This is a genomic window from Psychrobacter sp. MES7-P7E (assembly GCF_002863645.1).
Classification (GTDB): Bacteria; Pseudomonadota; Gammaproteobacteria; order Pseudomonadales; family Moraxellaceae; genus Psychrobacter.
Genome location: NZ_PJBU01000081.1, coordinates 1 through 20079, shown reverse-complemented (window position 1 = coordinate 20079; position 20079 = coordinate 1). Strand labels below are relative to the sequence as shown.

The following is a 20079-nucleotide window of genomic DNA, read 5'->3' as shown; positions in this document are numbered from 1 at the left end:
TTTGATAAAAGCCGCATTAAATCTGTAGACAACGCTTGCAATTCGTTTTGGCTTTGTTATAATACTCGCCCACGACATGAGACGTATTGTTAGCATCAATACTATGTTTATAGAAATTTTATAAATGTCTTGAATCGTTAGGTGAAGTGGGTGAGTGGCTGAAACCAGTTCCCTGCTAAGGAACCATACGTGTAAGCGTATCGAGGGTTCGAATCCCTCCTTCACCGCCATTTATTCAGTTGTTATTAGAGTAATAACGCAATATACTGCGTTAAACATTTTAATAATTAATTCAAAAAATAATTTGTTTTAATTAAAAAAAATGTTGACACAAGCGATATTATCTATATAATGACCAACCTAATTTACTGCAAAAGATATTATCTGCGCAGTGGATAAAGTGCAAAATACGCGCCTGTAGCTCAGTTGGATAGAGCACTTGGCTACGAACTAAGGGGTCGGGAGTTCGAATCTCTCCAGGCGCACCATTTGCATAATAGCTTGATTTAAGCTAAAAATTATTAAAATAATCGCCTGTCTTATGACAATTGGCGGTTTTTTTATGTCTGTAACTTTCACCCTTCTACTTATTTATTCTTCGACCATCTCTTGTATGTAGCATGATTGGATAGCCAACTAATAATATTAGAAAGCAATCTACGATATTGGAGAGCAATCTATGATATTGGAGAGCAATCTATGATATTGGACAGCCATCTACGATTTTAGGCCATCTACGATTTTAGGCCATCTACGATGTTAAATAGTCATCTAGGATAATGTACGATAGCCCCACCATTTACGGTACAATAGCGTTACTATTCACTGCTTGCTATGAGCTTGTACCATGTCAAAAAGTCCATCTAAACGTCCGTCAAAAACGACTCGCAAATCAAAGCCTCAATCTAGTGCGCCTGTACAGCAAGATCCTAACGAAGAGCCAACCATCGCTAAGCCTATGATTCGTGTCGTGGCGATTCTCTATGATGGTATGCTGATTTTGGCACTGTTATTTTTGGTAGGGACGATACTAACCGTCGTCGGTACGCTGTTGACTATGCAGACGGGTACTGAGTCCTCACAAGCTCAGTCACTGCCGCTTTGGTATCAGAACGCCATTATGACGCCATCATTTGTACTGACGCTCGTGGCATTCTATGGGATATTCTGGCGCCGTGGTGGTCAGACATTGGGTATGCAGACGTGGCGATTAAAAACGATTAATGATGCAGGCCAATGGCTAACGTGGGGTCAGTCGTTTAAGCGTATTTTGGCCGCTTGTTTGATGCCGCTGATTTTCGGCATTATTGGCAGTCTTATTGATGGATCACGCGCCGCCTTATTGGCCAGCGCATTTCTTGGTTTGGTATTCAACTATGTGTTCTGCCTGTTCAACCCTCGCGGTTTGGCAGTACAAGATATGCTGTCCAACACCATCACCCTAAAAATGCCAAAAGTGGCACATGAAGGGCTATGGCGCGGTTTTAAAAATCGTAAGAAGAAACTGTAGTCTGATTTGATTAACGTAATAACTTTTATTAACGTAGTAACTCTTATCGACGTAATAATTTAGTCTTATCATTGCTCAGTTGCTTTAGCCTAAAAAGTTACATACTAACGCTTTGAATCAGCCATGCGGTGTAGCCCATAAAGAACAGCACCAACATAGCACCTGACGTACGACCGAATTGGCGCTTTGTTTTAAAGGCAAACACGCATAGTGTCACTAGCAATATCGTCAATAGTCCCATTGCCATTACATCACGCGATAGAATCACTGGGTCGGCGGCAATAGGAGCGATGACCGTTGCCAAGCCGACAACTGCCAAAGTATTGAAAATATTAGAGCCAATGATATTGCCAAGCGCCATATCATGTTCGCCTTTACGGGCAGCTGACAAGCTCGATACCAGTTCAGGTAATGAGGTCCCAACGGCGACAATCGTTAGACCAATGATGAGCTCACTAAGACCCCATAGCGTTGCCAATTCGACAGCACCCCAAACGATAGCGCGTGAGCTGGCTACGAGCATCAGCATACCGATAATTAAACTGACAAGACCACGCGTTACACTTGGTTCTAGCTTTTCTAAGCTCTCTGAGTTATTTAAGTTCTCTAAGTTATTTAAGTTCTCTAAGTTATTTAAGTGCGCTGAGTCAGCATTAACCACGACCATATCGTCTTCATGCTCATGATAGCCTTCGCGTATACTCATTATGATCTGTAGCCCTAAAACGGCGACCAACAAAATCAACAATACGATACCATCAGCTTGGCTCAGTGTTCCATCACGTAGCTGCCAAGCGGCGATGACAGTAATCAGTAGCAGCAAGGGCAAATCGCGCTTTACGATGCCTCTACGGATGATAATAGGGCTAATCAATACGGTTGCACCGAGTACCAATGCGATGTTGATGATATTTGAGCCATAAGCGTTACCGAGAGCCAGCTCAGGGCTGCCTTCTATCGCTGCTAGTACTGATACCACCATCTCAGGCGCTGACGTGCCTATACCCAATATTAAGACACCAATTAAGAAGCTAGGCACACTAAACTTCTTTGCTAGTGCTGTCGCCCCATCAATGAAGACATCGGCACTCCAAACTAAAATTGCTAACCCAATCAGTATTGCAAGCGCGGCCAACCACATCAGTATGTTTCCTTGTATATGATGAAAAATGTGAATTTGATAAATAAAAGTGGTATAAAAAAAGCCGAATCTTGATTTAGATTCAGCTTTCCTTTTAGCATCGAGATTTTTAGTAATAATAGCAGCTAATTCAAAGATGTAACTTTGTGTTTATCTTAAATTTACCAAAACCTCACCATCCTGTCATATTAAGCAACTTGTACAGGAATGATATTTGCTGTGTCTTTTACGGTGTTGTCTTCGTTGCAATAGACCAGTTTTGGCTGATACGTTGACGCTTCAACTTCGTCAAAGTGTGCATACGCACAAATGATAACGATATCGCCCAAATCTGCCATATGAGCTGCAGCACCATTCAATGAGATAATACCAGAGCCTGCTTCAGCACGGATAGCATAAGTGCGAAAGCGCTTACCGTTGGTCACGTTATAGATATCAATAGATTCGTTTTCGCGTAGACCAGCAAGATCTAATAGATCACCGTCGATACCGCAAGAGCCTTCATAGTGAAGTTCAGCGTGGGTAACACGGGCACGGTGTAATTTGCATTTAAGCATATTAAGTAGCATAGGTTGGTTCCTTGGCGTAACTGATATTAATTAACTAAATCAAAAGGTTAATGGGGGTAAAACTGCCAAAATAAAAGGTCATTATCATTGAACGGCTATATTATTCTGGTAATTTAAAGCCATTAATTTGTGAACGTGCTTTTTCGACATCACCATCTAACAATAATGGGAGTGCTTCAAAAGCAGCTGTCAGCGCGCTATCGATCGCCATCTGCTCATCAGGAGATGCTTTAGAGAGAACGTGTCCACTAACTTTAGACTTGTGACCAGGATGGCCGATACCCACACGCAGGCGATGAAAATCATTGCCAATATGCGGCGTGATATCGCGTAGGCCGTTGTGACCACCATGTCCACCGTCTGTTTTGAGTTTGATACTACCAGCTGGAATATCGAGCTCATCATGAGCAATCAACAATTCATCATTTTTGATGCCATAGAAATTTACCATAGGCACCACTGACTGACCAGATTTATTCATAAACGTCAGCGGCATAAGTAAACGCACATCCGACCCATGAATCTGCCCACGCCCTGTCACTCCATGAAATTTCTTATCAGGGGAGAGCGTGATATTAAACTGCTGAGCCAAATGATGGACAAACCAAAATCCTGCATTATGACGCGTAAACATATACTGCTGACCAGGATTACCAAGACCGACAATAAGCTTTATGGCCATAAAAACACCCTGCTTGAATTTGATAAATAGGGGTAAGGTTTGAGGTACTGATAGACAGTTTATTTTCAAACCTTACTTACAAAAACAGCAGGAGATTTTAATCACCTGCTGTCTTATTGACTAAACGAATGTATCACTAACCAGCACAAAATAATGCACTAGTTAGAAACAGTTATTACTCGCTGTCTTTGTTTTCTTCAGTACCGTCGTTTTGCTCAGTTGCTGGTACTTCATCAGCATCAACGTCAGCATCAGCATCAACTTCTTCTACTGTTGGTGGCTGCATGTTAACGATAGTACGGTCATGGCCGTCTTCTAGCTCAAGCTCATGAATAACAACGCCTTCAGGAAGTTTGATGTCTGATAGACGGAACAAATCACCGATTTCCATGCCTGATACATCTACTTCTAGGTATTCAGGAAGTTGTGATGGTAAGCAGATAACTTCGATATCAGATACTAGAGTAGATAGTACACCAGCAGCAGCAGTACCAGGCGCATCTTCACGACCAGTGAAATGAACAGGAACGTTCATGTGGATTTTCTGACCTTTTACAATGCGCTGGAAATCAGCATGCATTGGGAAGCCTTTAGCTGGATGGCGCTGCAAGTCTTTGATAACAGCTTGATGCTCTTCACCGTCAACGTTGATAGTCAAGATGTGTGAGAAAAACGCTTCGAATTCTAGTGATTTTACTAGTTCGTTAAGCTTGATAGAGATAGCTGTTGGCTCTTCGTTACCACCATAGATGATAGCAGGAACTAGGTTCTGCTTACGTAGGCGGCGGCTCGCACCTTTACCTTGTAGTTCAGCAGCACGATCAACGGCGTTTAGTTCAAAATGATTAATGCTCATGGATATAATCCTATAAAAAAAATGATGAAGTGTCTGGTCATAAAAAAGTGGATTTGCGACCAATCCACTAATACGTGATGATAGCTAATATTATCGTTACGAAGAAAACTCGCAATGTCTAAGCTTAGCCATTTGCTTATAGCAGCGCTCGCTACGATAATTACCATAACGATGGTTGCTGTTAAGCATGATCAGCACTTTTGATAGTGCTAGCCTAATAAAAACAACGAAAAGGTCAGCACAGGCGCGCATTATACGTGATTCTGTAGCAATAATAAAGACCTACGCAAAACGCCTACACAAAACAAAGCGCCAAGTAATGATACTTGACGCTCTGTTTTTTAACTATTCAAGATGTCTTACTACAGTCATTGCTACTAAAAATTACTGCAATAGCTGTTTTAAAAATAACTATATCAGTTTAAGCGTCAAACATCGCGCTAATAGATTCTTCGTTATTGATACGGCGTAAGCTTTCAGCAAGCATCGGTGCGATGCTGACTTGACGGATTTTGCTACAGGCTTTGGCTTCAGCAGATAGTGGAATTGTATCGGTCACAACCACTTCATCTAATGCAGATTCGCTGATGTTTTTCAGTGCGTTACCTGATAGGACAGGGTGCGTGATGTAAGCCAAGACGCGACGTGCACCATTTTCTTTCAATGCTTCAGCTGCTTTACACAATGTACCTGCAGTATCGACCATATCATCAACGATAACGCAATCACGGTCACGAACATCACCAATGATATGCATTACTTGTGACTCATTGGCACGAGCACGGCGCTTATCAATAATTGCCATGTCGGTATCGCCTAACTGCTTGGCCATCGCACGTGCACGAACCACGCCGCCTACGTCAGGTGAAACAACCATGATATTGTCATAGTCTTGCTTTTGTAGGTCGTTTAGCAATACAGGTGTGCCGTAGATGTTGTCTACAGGGATATCAAAGAAACCCTGAATCTGATCTGAGTGCAAATCAACAGTCATTACGCGATCGATACTGACGATGTTTAACATGTCAGCGACTACTTTAGCCGAGATAGGTACACGAGCTGAGCGTGGACGACGATCCTGACGAGCATAACCAAAATACGGCATGACAGCTGTAATACGGCCAGCACTAGAGCGACGCAAAGCGTCAGCCATCATCATGATTTCCATCAAGTTGTCGTTGGTCGGTGCACAAGTAGGCTGCATGATAAACACATCTTTACCACGTACGTGTTCTTTGATTTCCACGGCAATTTCGCCATCAGAAAAACGCGTGATGTCAGCTTTACCAAGAGGTATGTGAAGATGATCGGCTACGGTTTTTGCTAATTCTGGGTGGGCATTACCCGTAAAAATCGCCAAATAAGGCATGACAGAAGTCCTATTGATTGACTCAAGCAGCGACCGCTAAGCAGTGTCAAACTGCTCAAATTAAGAAAAGAGTGGTGAAGGTGTTGAAGTATACTATTACAGTAAAAAATGGCAGGGGTAGCTGGACTCGAACCAACGGATGTCAGGATCAAAACCTGATGCCTTACCAACTTGGCTATACCCCTGTAATGTCTAGGCTATGAACAACCGATATTTAATAGCGACTAAGTAGTCGTTCTTAATATAGTGTCATGACCTGTCAGTTATCTAAAAAACGGATAAACCGTTTAAAACATAACTTTTCCCTAGCGGTGTCCATTGCGAACTATACCGAAACTGGGATAACGTTGTCAATGACAATAAGATAAGTGGCTCTCTATAAACCGCTTATACTCGATGTATCTCTAACGCTTCGTACTAAAAAATGGCAGGGGTAGCTGGACTCGAACCAACGGATGTCAGGATCAAAACCTGATGCCTTACCAACTTGGCTATACCCCTATTGTGGCGACCTATTATAAGTAAATTTTCAGATTTTGCAAGTCATTTGCTGCTTTTTCTGGTATTTATTCATCATAGGTTACTGCTGGCGCTATTTTAGCAAATTAAAATCGGCAATCCTACCACTGTCATTATTTAGATGATAAGAAATCTAAAGGTTATATGTGCTATTTTAAGTTTCCAACGATATATGCCGTACAAGGCGCATCTGCAATCCACTTCGCCACAAGCTTTTCATTAGTAGCCACACTCGCATCCAACGGCAAAAACACGGCACTACCAGAGCCAGTCACTCGTGCTGTGCCGAGTGTTTGCGCTTCTAACCCCTGTAGATAACTTAAGGCATCTGCAACAGCAGGAGCAAGGTTCGTCACCACTGGAGTAAAGACATTATGATAAGGCGGAGTGAGCGTTTGTACATAGTCAGCGTATTGGTTTTTGATGGTTGCAACCGATAGGGGCGCGACATCTCGCTGTAGCTTGGGATGGGCGAATAGTTTAGCAGTATTTACATGAGCGTTAGGCGTCAGTACTAAATATTGCTGGTCAGGCAACTCAATCGTAGTCAGTTCTTCACCAATACCCATGGCAATAGCGTCTTGACCAAAGATAAATATAGGTACATCCGCACCTACAGTCGCGCCAATCTTTATAAGCTCATCACAGGTAAAATTAAGCTGCCAAATCTCATTGAGCACTAGTATAGCCGTTGCTGCATTAGATGAGCCACCGCCTAGACCCGCGCCCATTGGCAAGTGCTTATCTAAAGTGATATGCACTTTTGCCAACTGCTCAGGTAAAGTGTTTGACTGTATGGCAAATGCTAGCAATGCGCGTGCCGCTTTGAAAATTAAATTGTCTTCTATACTAGTAGTGATAGCCTCTGCACCATCTAGTATCAGTAGCTGATGACAGAATTGATTAGAAGTTAATTCACTAGCTATAGTAGAAATAACAGCATCGTTGCTGACCGAAAAATGCAAATAATCGCCCCAGTCGAGCAGGCGAAATACCGTTTGCAAATTATGATAGCCGTCGGCACGTTTACCCGTGATATGCAAAAACAGATTGAGTTTTGCAGGCGATAAACGGGTAATCGTAGAAGCAAATAATGAAGCTATATTTTCAGTCATATTTTTTTTATCATAAGGTGCAGTTACAAACAGCTATCTTAATTAGCAATGATGGTTTTCAGCAGGATTTCTGTTGTTAATAAAAGATAGATCAGTGATTAATCGTCATTACAACTTTGTTGCCTTGAGGCTGTACTGCGCTAATTTTACTAGGTAGCTTATCCGTACCTTTATAAGTAAAGCTGGCTGTCCACTCGCCATTGACTGAGCTAACTAAGCGGTTCTGATCATCCAGTTGTGGTGCGCTGTCTGAAGGTGCTGGGCGACCAGAAATCCAATAAGGCATTTGTGAAATTGGTGCTTGCCAACCAGTGGCTTTCTTTAGCAAGGTTTCAGGGTCGTCAGCAGTCAATGTACCTGTCTTTTCACTAACTAGAGTAGCGGTCTGACCATTGTATTCAATGTTGGTTTTACCAATACCAAGTGCGCCAATTAATTCAATGGCAAATCGGTCATTTTGCTGACCCCATGCATAAAATGCACTACCACCTTGGGTACCGGTCGAATCACTCGCAGGCGTCGTTACCCCAATTTTACCGGTGATATTGAAGCTCTCTAGCTTTTTTGGTTGTTCAGCATTTTGACCTTGTACAGTGGTCGTTGGTTGGTTGGTCGCGTTGGCCGTTTTTAATGACTGACAACCAGAGGTAATGACCATTGCTGCAGTTATAGCAGTAAACAGAGCCAATTTATTTGCTTTAAAAGAAGTGATTGATGCTGACATAATAGTTTCTCAAAAATGGAAAGATGAACAAAGATATTAGCTTAAGCGTTATTTGTTGCTCGGTTATGCACGGCTGTTAGCTTCTTATAACGACCTTGTAATTTATAAATGCTTCGGTTTTATAAAAACCTTATCAATTATCATATCTCTGTAATCGCAAAACCCAAAAAGCATATCCAAAATCAGCGCTATTAATACAGCTGTATGCGGTCATTGATATTGTGCTGTCCAAATGAGAAGCGCTTCTGCAAATCTGCGAGTAACGCCTCAACTTTGTCATTGTTGCCTAAGCCTTGGTAGGCGCGCAATAACAGCGTGCCTGAGCGCAGAGTTGGCAGCACATCATAAGGTGTCTGTAGATAGTCGATGACCTGCTGATAGTTCTCTTTGGCCAATGCATTGCCCGCCAAGACATTTAAGGCTTGCAGATGTAGGTCGTTATCATAACGTGGGTCATCATAGCGAATCTGAATAATCGCTGTCGCTAGCGCCAGACCTTGCTCTGAGCTGCGCTCATTTGCCAGTAGCAACTGTGCATAGCTTAACTGATAGGATAAGTTACTAGGATCTAATGCCTGCAAGTGATTCAGCAGGGTGCGCTTAACGACATAATCTTCTTTATCATCTAACAGCTGAGCCCGTGCAAAGAGTAGCATCTCATTATCAGGATATTTACGAGCGGCACGGGTTAGTAAACGCAGTGCTTCATCCGATTCGTTTTGTTGCCACAAGATATCGGCTTGCATGACAAAAGTGTCAGGCGCGAATACTGTGAAGTCTTTGCGCAGCTTCTCTAACGTCGCGATTGCCCCATCGACGTCGTTATCGAGTAATTCAAACGCCACTACTTTTCTACGAGCTTCTAATACCAAATCCTCTTGCATGACGCCATTGAGATAGTATTTGGCTTGATCGAACAACTGCTGACGCTCAGCACTGATACCCAGATAATAATAGGCTTGATCAAGATAAGCTGGACTCTTGGCAAGCATATTGAGTAGCTCATCAGCACTAGCGTACTTTTCAATATCTAGGCTGACTAATGCTGCGAGCAAGGTAATCTCGGCATCATCGCTAAAGCGGCTATGCGCCTCAAGCAATAATTTCCACGCTTGCTCGCTTTGCTTTAAGTCTAATAGATAGCGAATCTCATATAGATATAAGCTTTTGCTATCAGGGTTGCGTAGACGAGCTTGACTGACGTAATTGATGGCAGTCTCTGCGGTCACAATTTTGCGCAATATATCCGCTTTTAAGGTAATAAAAGGCACATAGTCTGGCTGACGCTCTAGCGCTCGATTGATATGAACGATAGCGACTTCAGGTTCGTTAAATTGATAGAGTAAGCCCGCTTTTAATACCGACAAGGAGGCATTTTGCTCACTATCTAGCGGCTGCAACGCGGCAAGCAGCTCGCGTTTATCGTCATCATTATTTGGATAAATACCTATGAGAATTTCGCTTAAATCTGCACGTGGGTCATAGCGCAAGATACGGTTTAAAGTCTCGCCTGCTAATATATAGTCGTGGGCACGTAAGGCCAAATGCGCGACATAAAACCATGCAGGCACATGGTCAGGATTTTGGTCCTGCCATGTCTTGGCAAACTGTAATGAGTCTTCAACCCTTTCATTACGCAAAGACAAACTAAGCGCTCTCTCAAATACCGCTGTGGCATCTTCTTTAAAAGACTGTTGCTTATAAATAGCAACTGCACGTCGTTTGTCATCGCGATCAGCAGCAAACTCGGCATCCAGTAGAGCGTACAAGCTTGGTTCACTAAGCTTAGGTTGCCATAGACTGGTTGGCGCTAAGCCATTAATGTTTTTTACGTTTTCTATGGTGAGCGTGTCTTCATTATAAGGTGTATCGAACAGAGCACTATCATTATCTGGTTTATCGGCAGTTGCTTTAATATCGGTAGCAACTGATACTTTAGGAATTTTTGCTTCTAGCAATATATCGGGATGGCTGGCATGGACAGGGGCTGCCAAACACAGGCACACAGCTAGAGACAACGCTAGCTTATACCGTTGACACAGGCGCTCAATAGCGACATGCAATAAAGCACGGAAGCTAGAGTATTCGCTATAGGGATGTGGTGACCGAAGTAATGACCCAAAAAAAATCATAGATAGCCGTATTCGCCCATGGTTTACCTACACAGATAAGGCAAGTTTGTTTTAATCATTTTACGTTAGATATTGGCAATATGTACCCATGACAAGCATTATAAGAGTAGACCGATGAGATAAACAATAGCATCCGTGTTACTCAGATATTGGCAGGTCTGGCTGTATGAGTATGCTACTAGTAGCGAGTACGTCGCCAAAGAACGATACTGCAGATGATTAAATGTAGATAGGTCTGTCGAACTGAATATTATAGAAATATAACAAGTTAAGATAGAGTAAGCGAATGATTTAACGTTATATTATTGACCATAAGTCAAAACCCAGCTATTGATTTTATAAATCGTATGAGTAGTTGATTTGTTACATTTGCGACCAGATACAGAGATATGGTTATCATAGATGGGTGAGTGTTAATTAAAGCCCGCAATAATGATATAATAGGCGGTTTTTAGGGTCTTCCTTTTTAGCGCTGTCGTCAAAAACTGTCTTTTAAAAATAATAAGATAGCGTAAGGGGCAACTGAGCGTCATGTTTATGGTCTATCGATAATGAGATTAGTGGTCATTGGGGTCAATCACAAAACTGCACCAGTCGCTCTGCGAGAGCGCTTGGCGCTTGTGGGTGACGATGTAAATGTCGCACTCAAACAAATAGAAGCATTTACTGATGGTAGCGTGATCGTCTCTACTTGTAACCGCACCGAAATCTATGCGCTAGTGCCGCACACTTCAACGTCGCAGCATGTTAACGGCCAACTATCTGACTCACAATTATCTAATGTGCAGGATGTCAAAGCTGCTGATCAATCATCATCCAATAATACTTTTAGTAGTAGCATGAATATCTCGTCTGCTGCGATTAGTGCGCATATTACCAAAATCAAAACGTGGCTGGCTGACTTCAAGCAATTGCCACTCGTTGATATTGATCCTTATCTCTATGTACATCGTGATACTCATGCACTGACTCATTGGTTAAGAGTAGCGGCTGGTCTCGACTCTATGATACTGGGCGAGCCGCAGATTCTCGGTCAAATCAAAAACTCTGTGCATCTGGCTCAAGACCAAAAAGTACTCAGTAATCAGCTCGGCTGGATCATCGATCAAGTGTTCGCTGCTGCCAAACGAGTGCGTAACGAGACGCAGGTTGGCGCGCAGGCCGTATCGCTTAGCTTTGCCGCAGCTAAACTGGTCACACAGATATTTGATGATTTACCCAGTCGCACGCTTTTGGTCGTTGCGGCAGGTGAGATGAATCGCTTGGTGGCCACCCATATCGCAGGGCTAGGGGTCGGACGAGTCATTATCTGTAACCGTAATCCCGAACGTGCCGAAGCATTAGCGGCTGAACTACGTGGCCCTAATCGCCGCGTAGACGTTAGACCCTTACAAGAGTTACCGCAAGTATTGGCGGAAGCCGATATTGTTAGCAGTTGTAGTGGTAGTATGGATTTGTTGATTGATAAGACAATGACCATACAAGCGCTAAAACGTCGCCGTTATCAACCAATGCTTATGATAGATTTGGCCGTACCGCGCGATATCGATTCGACTATTAGCCGTATTGATGATGTTTATCTGTATTCTGTCGATGACTTGCAGCATGTCATTGCAGGTAATATCGAGCAGCGTCGTCAAGCCGCAGTGGATGCTGAGCTGCTAGTGAGTCAATTGGTGGTTGAAATAGATCGCCGCTTTCAAGTTCGCCAAGTTGGCAAAGACATTCAGCAGTATCGTGCGTGTACTCAAGGTCAGGTGGATCAGCTGCTGCATGAATCTATTGCTAAGCTGCAACAAGACGATGTTAGTCCAGAAGATATCATCACTGAGCTATCGCGACGTCTGACTCAAACATTGACTCATGCACCATCGAAACTGATGCGCAAAGCCGCACGCGAAGGCGACAGTGAGTTGCTAGACTTCGTGGTATCAGGACTACAAGATGCTCATCGTGGGCATTGATGTTTTTATCGTGGCTTTATAAATCAAAACGTATCAATCAATACCTACCAATAAATGCTCGATAGCGCAAGTCATATCGTTGCCTGAGCGTATCGTTGTCAACCTTCAGTATCAGTGCTAATATCAAGCTCTCATGGATGGCTTAGGTCAAGATATGTGCTGGTGTTTGCTCGTAATATGACTACAAATATATTAACTTCACGTTAGTAGACCTCATCAGTGTCCGTTGTTTTTTATTCGTTTAAAGACAACGCATCTCTAGACAGCGCAAGACCTCACCATCAAATAATAGCACTTGATTATAGTGCTATCTAATCCATGTCGCATATTATCTAACCATACACTAGGAGTGTTCAATGCCAGCATTACGTCAAGATATCGATCCAAACGGCTTATTAGAGTATTCAGTGGTTTACACCGATCGTGCGCTGAACCATATGTCAAAAGCCTTTCAGCAAGTAATGAACGACCTATCTAGTGACCTAAAATCTGTGTATAACGCTGACGCAGTGGTGATTGTTCCTGGTTCTGGTACTTATGGTATGGAAGCAGTCGCTCGTCAGTTGGCAAATGATGAAGACTGCCTAATCATTCGTAATGGCTGGTTCAGCTATCGTTGGACGCAAATCTTAGAAAAAGGCAAAATCGCCAAGTCATCTACAGTGCTCACGGCCAATCGTGCTGATGATAGTGAGTCGCCAAAGCCGTTTGCTCCAGTCGATATCGACGTTGCTGTAGCTAAAATCAGAGAAGAAAAGCCAGCAGTGGTATTTGCGCCGCATGTTGAAACCTCATCGGGTATCATCTTGTCAGATGACTATATCAAAGCGTTGAGTGAGGCTGTGCATAGCGTTGGCGGACTGTTAGTCATTGATTGCATCGCTTCAGGCTGTGTATGGCTAGATATGAAAGCATTGGGCATCGATGTACTGATTAGCGCACCGCAAAAAGGTTGGAGCAGTACGCCGGGCGCTGGTTTGGTCATGCTAAGCGATACTGCTGTCAAAAAAGTAGACAGTACTGAATCTGATAGCTTTAGTATCGACTTAAAGCAATGGTTGAACATCATGCGTGCTTACGAAAATGGCGGTCATGCGTACCATGCGACTATGCCGACAGACAGCTTACGTCAGTTCCGTGATGCTGTGAATGAAGCCAAAGCAATCGGTTTTGATAAATTGTGTGACGCACAGTGGACACTTGGCAGACGTATCCGTGAAGTATTAGAAGCCAAAGGTGTTGAGAGCGTCGCTGCTGAAGGTTTTAAAGCACCTGGCGTTGTCGTCTCTTATACTGATCGTGATGACATGCATAAAGGTAGCGCGTTCGCTGAAATCGGAGTGCAAATCGCTGCTGGCGTACCATTAAAAGTGGGCGAGCCTGATAATTTCAAAACTTTCCGTTTGGGCCTGTTTGGCTTGGATAAATTGACTGATATCGATGGTACAGTAGCGCGTTTTGAAACGGCACTTAATAAAGTGCTGAGCCAGTAAAGATACCAATTAAGAGGGCTGATAAAGATAGTAATAGGATAGCTTATTAAGTTTTTTCACTGCCCTTTTTAAAGCCTTTGCAGTACTATCTTAACAGTTATAAAAAATACTGAACCATTATTGTCATGCTAGGTTCAGTATTTTTTTACCTTTTTATTATATTTTATAATATAATGTATTTTTATAAATTAATACTCAAGTACGTATTTAATAAACTTAATTAGGTAGTCCGTTATGAGCATACAAATAGACTGGCAAGCATTTACGCCGATCTCCTTGGTAGGAGGTCTAATGCTAGGCGTAGCGACGGTTATCTTACTGCTGGGTATCGGCCGTATAGCAGGTATCAGTGGCATCTTTTCAAGCCTACTAAAACCCAAGCGTGTAGAGATGTGGCAGGTGCTGTTTATACTGGGTCTGGTCATCTCACCACTGCTATATCAGTTGGCAAGACCGCTACCTGAGGTAGCTATCAATACTTCCGTGCCATTATTGATTGGTGCGGGATTGTTGGTCGGCTTTGGCACGCGTTTAGGTTCAGGATGCACGAGTGGGCATGGTATCTGTGGTAATGCACGGCTGTCTCCACGGTCATTGGCAGCGACCGTCACCTTTATGCTGTTTGGGATTGTGACCGTTTATATCGGTCGACACGTATTAGGCCTGCTATAGCGAATTCATGGCAGATTGCCAGATGAAGGTTGATAGCTGGGCTAACGCGCGAACGACATATGATGGTTAATAAAAGATAACAATAGCGAGATACGACGATGCTAAAAAATATAATCGGATTGCTGGCAGGACTACTGTTTGGACTTGGACTACTGGTGTCAGGTATGACCGATCCTGTAAAGGTACAAGGATTTTTAGACGTATTTGGTGCATGGGATATCTCCCTTGCACTGGTGATGGGCGGTGGTCTGATAGTGGCGTTTTTCGGTGTACGATTGGCAAAGCGTCAACAGAGCAGTTGGATTGGTACACCGATTGATATGCCGAGCAAAACTGTCATTAATAAAAAATTGCTTATCGGTGCGATGTTGTTCGGTATCGGCTGGGGGCTAGTTGGTATTTGCCCAGGACCAGGAATTGTATTGCTCGGTACTGGTCAATGGCAAGCCTATGTGTTTATTCCTGCCATGATTATAGGAATGCTAATCTATCAGTGGCTTGAGCCTAAGCTTGGTTAACATAATTAGTTCTCTATAAATATAGTCAGAGAACTACTAAGCGGCTACGGCGTTATCCTCCCTAGACGTACTATTTGTACAATCTGCAGTCGGCTGCCTTGTACCCGCTTTAGACTTCTTTGACTATAGGCTAGCACTCGAAAAAAGGTCAGTCACTTATACGTGATTGACCTTTTTGATGGATGTTAATTGATGACTTAATAAGTCGCCGTTTTATTTAACACTAGCGGTTACTTTTGGCGTTTCGTGTGCCAATGATTTAGCCGCTTGGCGTAGCTCGAATTTTTGAACTTTACCGGTACTGGTCTTCGGTATTTCTGCAAAAACAATATATTTCGGCACTTTAAAACCTGCTAGGTGCTGACTACAATGCTCCATCACCGTATCACGTTGCAGCGTGCTACCAGCGTGAATTTCGATAAAGGCAACGGGCACTTCACCCCATTTATCATGTGGCGCGGCGACGACAGCACAGCTTTCAATCGCAGGTAGTTTATACAAAACGTTTTCTACCTCGATACTAGAGATATTCTCACCGCCTGAGATAATGATATCTTTCAGTCGATCCATGATTTTGATATAGCCATCAGGGTATTTAACGCCCAAATCGCCTGTGCGGAACCAGCCATCAGCGAATGCCTCTTCGGTAGCCTTGCGGCTTTTTAGATAGCCTTTCATCACCATATTGCCACGTAGTGCCAGCTCGCCCATCTCTTCTCCATCAGCGGCGACTGGTTCAGTCGTACCTTGCTTAAATACTTCAAACCCTGCCATCAAGTGTGACGTTACGCCTTGGCGCGATTTCTTTTGAGCACGTGTCGCCACATCAAGCTCATCCCATTCTTCCTGCTCAGCGCAGACCGTCACTGGCCCATATACTTCAGTGAGACCGTAGACGTGCGAGATATGAAAGCCCATTGCTTCCATCGCGGCCAGCATAGTTTCAGATGGCGGTGCACCAGCGACCCAGCCTTTGACCGTATGGATAATAGCGTCTTTATACTCTGGTTTGCCGCCTGCAATCATATTGTGCACGACTGGTGCAGAGCAGTAATGGCTAACTTGATGCTTGGCAATCAGCTGCAATATCAAATCAGCATCAATTTTTCGCAAGCATACATTGACCCCAGCACGTTCAGCGATGGTCCACGGAAAGCACCAGCCGTTACAGTGAAACAGCGGCAGCGTCCACAGATACATCGGGTGCTTGGGCATGTCCCAATCTAAAATATTAGAGATAGCATTGAGAGTTGCACCACGATGATGATAGACCACGCCTTTAGGCTTGCCTGTCGTCCCAGAGGTATAATTTAGCGCAATGGCATCCCATTCATCCGTCGGCATCTCCCAGTTATTCAGGCTGTCTGAACTGGCTACTAATGCTTCATAACTCATGAGCCCAAAACGCTCGACATCGACAGCTTTGTCCGTTGAATGAATGACGATTAAGTCTGGAAAAGTCTCATCAATAATCTCAGCATGCTCAGCAAACTCGCTGTCTAGAATTAAAACCTTTGCTTCGGAATGCTGTAAACAAAAGGTAAGTGCATTGATGTCGAGACGAGTGTTCAAAGTACAGAGTACGCCGCCTGACATCGGCACACCAAAGGCGCATTCGACCATCGCAGGCGTGTTTGGCAGCATCACGGCTACGGTGTCGTTCTTATCAATGCCTAATTTTCGCAAGCCGTCAGCCAGTTGGCGACAGCGAGTATAGGTCTGTTGCCATGTCTGAGTAAGGTTATTGTGTTCTAGGTCGTCATAAATGATGGCAGTCTTATTAGGATAAACTTGCGCGCTGCGAATGATAAAATCAATAGGGGTAAGTGGTTGATGGTTGGCGGCATTTTTGCCAAGGCCTGTATGGAAATCTGTCATGATGATAGTCCTTTATCGTATTTCTATAATGCGTCAGTACATTAACGTCAGTATATTATTTAGTACAGTAATCTAGCATAGAAAGTATAGGTACAAGTCGATATTTATCGATTTATACCTTAGTCTAATTTTTAGGTGACATTAAGCTAACGGTATATAATCTACCTCAAAAGTTGGCTGGGTTTTGTGGTGTTTGCTTAACCATATGCCACAGTGCAGCCTGTTACACCGTCCCGCTCGTTATAGCAATTAATATAGTGCTCACTCATCAGTCGCTTGTCTGCATAGCTGACAATAATCGCGGTGTGTTACGATATCGAAGATGCTAAACCCCTTAGACCCACTAATTCTAAAAAGCCGTTTTTAAGAAGTAGCCTCATAAACTATTCATAAGGAAAATGATATGTCTGCCAGCCATAGTGCCAATACGATCCAAACCGCTAGCACCAATGAACACTATCCGCATTTATTTGAGCCGCTAGATTTGGGCTTTACTACGCTAAAAAACCGTATGGTTATGGGCTCGATGCATACTGGGCTTGAAGACCGTTTTTATAATTATGGCAAGTTGGCGGCGTATTTTGCAGAACGTGCCAAGGGCGGCGTGGCAATGATGATTACTGGCGGTATCTCGCCTAACCGCGAAGGTTGGTTGTTGCCTGCTGGCGGAACGATGAATACCAAAGCTGACGTTATCAACCACCAGCGCGTTACTCGTGCTGTGCACAAGCACGACAGCAAAATCATCATGCAGATATTGCACAGTGGTCGCTATGGCTATCATCCATTTGCCGTATCATCTAGCCCAATCAAATCCCCAATCTCACCGTTTAAACCACGCAAGATGAGCATCAAAAACATTGAGCAAACGGTAAAAGACTATGCTCGCTCAGCCAAACTTGCCAAGCAAGCAGGCTATGATGGTGTCGAAATCATGGGCTCTGAAGGTTATCTACTCAACCAGTTTTTATCAAGCCATGTGAATAAGCGTAAAGACATCTACGGTGGTGATATTCATGGACGTATGAAGTTCGCTGTCGACGTGGTCAAAGCGGTACGTGAGGCGACTGGCGAAGACTTTATTATTCTATTCCGCCTATCAGTGATTGATTTGGTCAAAGACGGTAATGTCATGGATGAAGTCATTACCGTGGCTAAGGCACTAGAAGAAGCGGGCGTGACCATCATGAACACTGGTATCGGCTGGCATGAAGCGCGTGTCCCGACTATCGTGACGAGTGTGCCACGAGCCGCTTTCGTTGATTTCACCGCTGAAATCAAAAAGCATATTAGTATCCCGATGATGGCGGCTAACCGTATCAATATGCCAGAAACAGCAGAAGAAATCGTTGCGACTGGTCAAGCTGATATGATTCAGATGGCACGTCCATTCTTGGCTGATGCGCACTGGGTCAATAAAGCCAAAAACGGTCAGACAGATCGCATTAACACCTGTATTGCTTGTAACCAAGCCTGCCTCGACCATACGTTCGAAAACAAACGCTCGACTTGTTTGGTCAATCCGCAAGCCTGTTATGAGACTGAACTGGTCTATAAAAAAACCAAAAAGCCGAAAAAAGTCGCCGTCATCGGTGGCGGTGTCGCTGGTATGTCAGCCGCTCATGTAGCTGCCCTACGTGGTCATGACGTGACTCTATTTGAAGCAAAAGATGTGCTTGGCGGGCAGTTTAACTACGCCAAAGTCATCCCTGGCAAAGAAGAGTTCTTTGAGACTATTCGCTACTATATCAATGAGCTTGAGCATTTGGGTGTTGAGATTAAACTGAACACCAAAGTTGATAAGGACATGCTTGAGAAAGCCAAGTTCCATCATGTCATCGTGGCAACGGGTGTCGTACCGAGAAGTCTAGAAGGTAAGCTCGAAGGGGCTGAGCTGCCACAAGTCATGAGCTATGCTGAGCTACTGTCTGGCGAAAAAGCAGTGGGTAACACAGTCGCGGTCATCGGTGCTGGTGGTATTGGCTTTGATGTAAGTGAATATCTAACGGCTAATCATGGTAAGTCACTGGATGAGATCGGCCCTGAGGGATTAAAAGATCCAAGCTATCGCCCTGAGCCACAGTCAATCAGCGAGTGGCGCGAAGAGTGGGGCGTGACCAATGATACCGACTATCAAAGTGATGGTGGTCTGGTCAGACCAGCAGCGATTAAACCAATTCGCCAAGTCTATCTGATGCAGCGTAGTAAAGGTCGTCTGGGCAGTGGTCTAAATAAAACCTCAGGCTGGGTACATCGTGCTCATATCAAATCTCACGGCGTGATCCAAGTCGCTGGCGTGCAATATGACAAAATCACCAACGAAGGTATCTGGGTAACTAACCCACAGGGTCAAAGCCAGTTATTACGTGTCGATAGTGTCGTCGTCTGTGCTGGTCAAGAGTCAGTCGTTGAGCTAATGCCAAATGTGGGTGATGCGCCAGACGCGCAATATCACCTAATCGGTGGTGCAAAACTGGCCGCTGAATTGGATGCCAAACGTGCGATTCGTGATGGGGCTGAGGTTGCGGCAGAAATCTAAGAGTTAGATAGTTTGAGTTAAATATAAAAGCAGCAAGATAGATTATCTTGCTGCTTTTTTTGAGTTTGAACCTCTACTATCGAGTAGTTGCTAAGCTAATATTTTAATAAAGAAAAACATTTAATAAAAGATTCCAGATTTCAGTCCAAGCTTGACTAACCTGAAAAATATAAAGTCTATTAAGTGATATCTACCAATCCATATTTGCACTATTATCACTGATTGTATTTAAGTCATCAATGAGATCTTCCATATTATTGAGTGATTTCAGTGCATCTTCGTAGGTGGAGTCATTGGCGAAAGTAAGGATACTTGGTAAAGTACTTTTTATATAAATAATTTCTAAAAAATCGTCTGAATTCCAGTAGAAATGTATAAAATTTTCTATCGCTTTTATC

15 protein-coding genes, 4 tRNA genes and 1 pseudogene are annotated in these 20079 nt (G+C 43.6%); 8 read left to right on the top strand and 12 right to left on the bottom strand.

Annotated features, from left to right (window positions below; all coding sequences use genetic code 11):
• Positions 1–140 precede the first annotated feature (140 nt).
• The 3 genes from CXF62_RS05610 to CXF62_RS05600 all read left to right on the top strand — a co-directional run bounded on the left by CXF62_RS05610 (position 141) and on the right by CXF62_RS05600 (position 1510).
• Positions 141–230 (top strand) — tRNA-Ser (locus tag CXF62_RS05610).
• Between the two features lie 181 nt (positions 231–411).
• Positions 412–488: transfer RNA gene (locus CXF62_RS05605), tRNA-Arg, on the top strand.
• Between the two features lie 359 nt (positions 489–847).
• Positions 848–1510, top strand: coding sequence for an RDD family protein (locus CXF62_RS05600; RefSeq protein ID WP_102093236.1), 663 nt, complete (start codon positions 848–850; stop codon positions 1508–1510).
• Positions 1511–1607: 97 nt separating this feature from the next.
• Here CXF62_RS05600 and CXF62_RS05595 read toward each other — a convergent pair whose 3' ends face one another.
• From CXF62_RS05595 to CXF62_RS05550, 10 genes are all read right to left on the bottom strand, one after another.
• Positions 1608–2651 (bottom strand): calcium/sodium antiporter, encoded by a 1044-nt coding sequence (locus CXF62_RS05595; RefSeq protein ID WP_102093234.1) that lies wholly within the window; start codon positions 2649–2651, stop codon positions 1608–1610.
• 188 nt (positions 2652–2839) lie between these two features.
• Positions 2840–3220, bottom strand: a complete 381-nt coding sequence (gene panD, locus CXF62_RS05590; RefSeq protein ID WP_010196068.1) for an aspartate 1-decarboxylase — start codon at positions 3218–3220, stop codon at positions 2840–2842.
• Positions 3221–3320: 100 nt separating this feature from the next.
• A complete protein-coding gene (gene pth, locus CXF62_RS05585) occupies positions 3321–3902 on the bottom strand; it encodes an aminoacyl-tRNA hydrolase (protein ID WP_102093233.1) in 582 nt (193 codons plus the stop codon).
• Positions 3903–4077: 175 nt separating this feature from the next.
• A complete protein-coding gene (locus CXF62_RS05580) occupies positions 4078–4758 on the bottom strand; it encodes a 50S ribosomal protein L25/general stress protein Ctc (RefSeq protein WP_057758040.1) in 681 nt (226 codons plus the stop codon).
• A 421-nt stretch (positions 4759–5179) separates the two neighbouring features.
• On the bottom strand, positions 5180–6127 hold the full coding sequence (locus CXF62_RS05575) for a ribose-phosphate pyrophosphokinase (protein WP_057758042.1): 948 nt from the start codon (positions 6125–6127) through the stop codon (positions 5180–5182).
• Between the two features lie 109 nt (positions 6128–6236).
• Positions 6237–6312 (bottom strand) — tRNA-Gln (locus CXF62_RS05570).
• 240 nt (positions 6313–6552) lie between these two features.
• Positions 6553–6628 (bottom strand) — tRNA-Gln (locus CXF62_RS05565).
• Between the two features lie 167 nt (positions 6629–6795).
• Entirely contained in the window at positions 6796–7761 is a 966-nt protein-coding gene (gene ispE, locus CXF62_RS05560) for a 4-(cytidine 5'-diphospho)-2-C-methyl-D-erythritol kinase (protein WP_102093232.1), read from the bottom strand.
• Between the two features lie 91 nt (positions 7762–7852).
• Entirely contained in the window at positions 7853–8485 is a 633-nt protein-coding gene (gene lolB / locus CXF62_RS05555) for a lipoprotein insertase outer membrane protein LolB (protein ID WP_102093230.1), read from the bottom strand.
• Between the two features lie 191 nt (positions 8486–8676).
• Positions 8677–10617, bottom strand: a complete 1941-nt coding sequence (locus tag CXF62_RS05550) for a tetratricopeptide repeat protein (protein ID WP_102093228.1) — start codon at positions 10615–10617, stop codon at positions 8677–8679.
• 551 nt (positions 10618–11168) lie between these two features.
• On the opposite strand from CXF62_RS05550, the gene hemA reads away from it, so the two are divergent.
• The 4 genes from hemA to CXF62_RS05530 all read left to right on the top strand — a co-directional run bounded on the left by hemA (position 11169) and on the right by CXF62_RS05530 (position 15264).
• The gene (gene hemA, locus CXF62_RS05545) at positions 11169–12581 is read left to right on the top strand and encodes a glutamyl-tRNA reductase (protein WP_102093227.1); all 1413 of its coding nucleotides are present in this window, start codon (positions 11169–11171) and stop codon (positions 12579–12581) included.
• Between the two features lie 356 nt (positions 12582–12937).
• Positions 12938–14074: an aminotransferase class V-fold PLP-dependent enzyme gene (locus CXF62_RS05540; RefSeq protein ID WP_102093225.1), complete on the top strand. Its 1137-nt coding sequence runs from the start codon at positions 12938–12940 to the stop codon at positions 14072–14074.
• A gap of 234 nt (positions 14075–14308) precedes the next feature.
• Entirely contained in the window at positions 14309–14746 is a 438-nt protein-coding gene (locus tag CXF62_RS05535) for a YeeE/YedE family protein (RefSeq protein WP_102093224.1), read from the top strand.
• 98 nt (positions 14747–14844) lie between these two features.
• Positions 14845–15264 carry a DUF6691 family protein gene (locus CXF62_RS05530; protein WP_102093223.1) on the top strand — a complete coding sequence of 140 codons (420 nt, stop codon included), beginning with the start codon at positions 14845–14847 and terminating at the stop codon, positions 15262–15264.
• A gap of 213 nt (positions 15265–15477) precedes the next feature.
• On the opposite strand, the gene CXF62_RS05525 is transcribed toward CXF62_RS05530, so the two are convergent.
• Complete coding sequence (locus CXF62_RS05525) at positions 15478–17142, bottom strand: AMP-binding protein (protein WP_102093221.1); 1665 nt, start codon at positions 17140–17142, stop codon at positions 15478–15480.
• Between the two features lie 403 nt (positions 17143–17545).
• On the opposite strand from CXF62_RS05525, the gene CXF62_RS05520 reads away from it, so the two are divergent.
• Positions 17546–19681, top strand: a complete 2136-nt coding sequence (locus tag CXF62_RS05520; RefSeq protein ID WP_102093220.1) for an NADPH-dependent 2,4-dienoyl-CoA reductase — start codon at positions 17546–17548, stop codon at positions 19679–19681.
• Positions 19682–19871: 190 nt separating this feature from the next.
• Here CXF62_RS05520 and CXF62_RS14800 read toward each other — a convergent pair.
• A pseudogene (locus CXF62_RS14800) lies at positions 19872–20079 on the bottom strand (hypothetical protein); the annotation flags it as partial.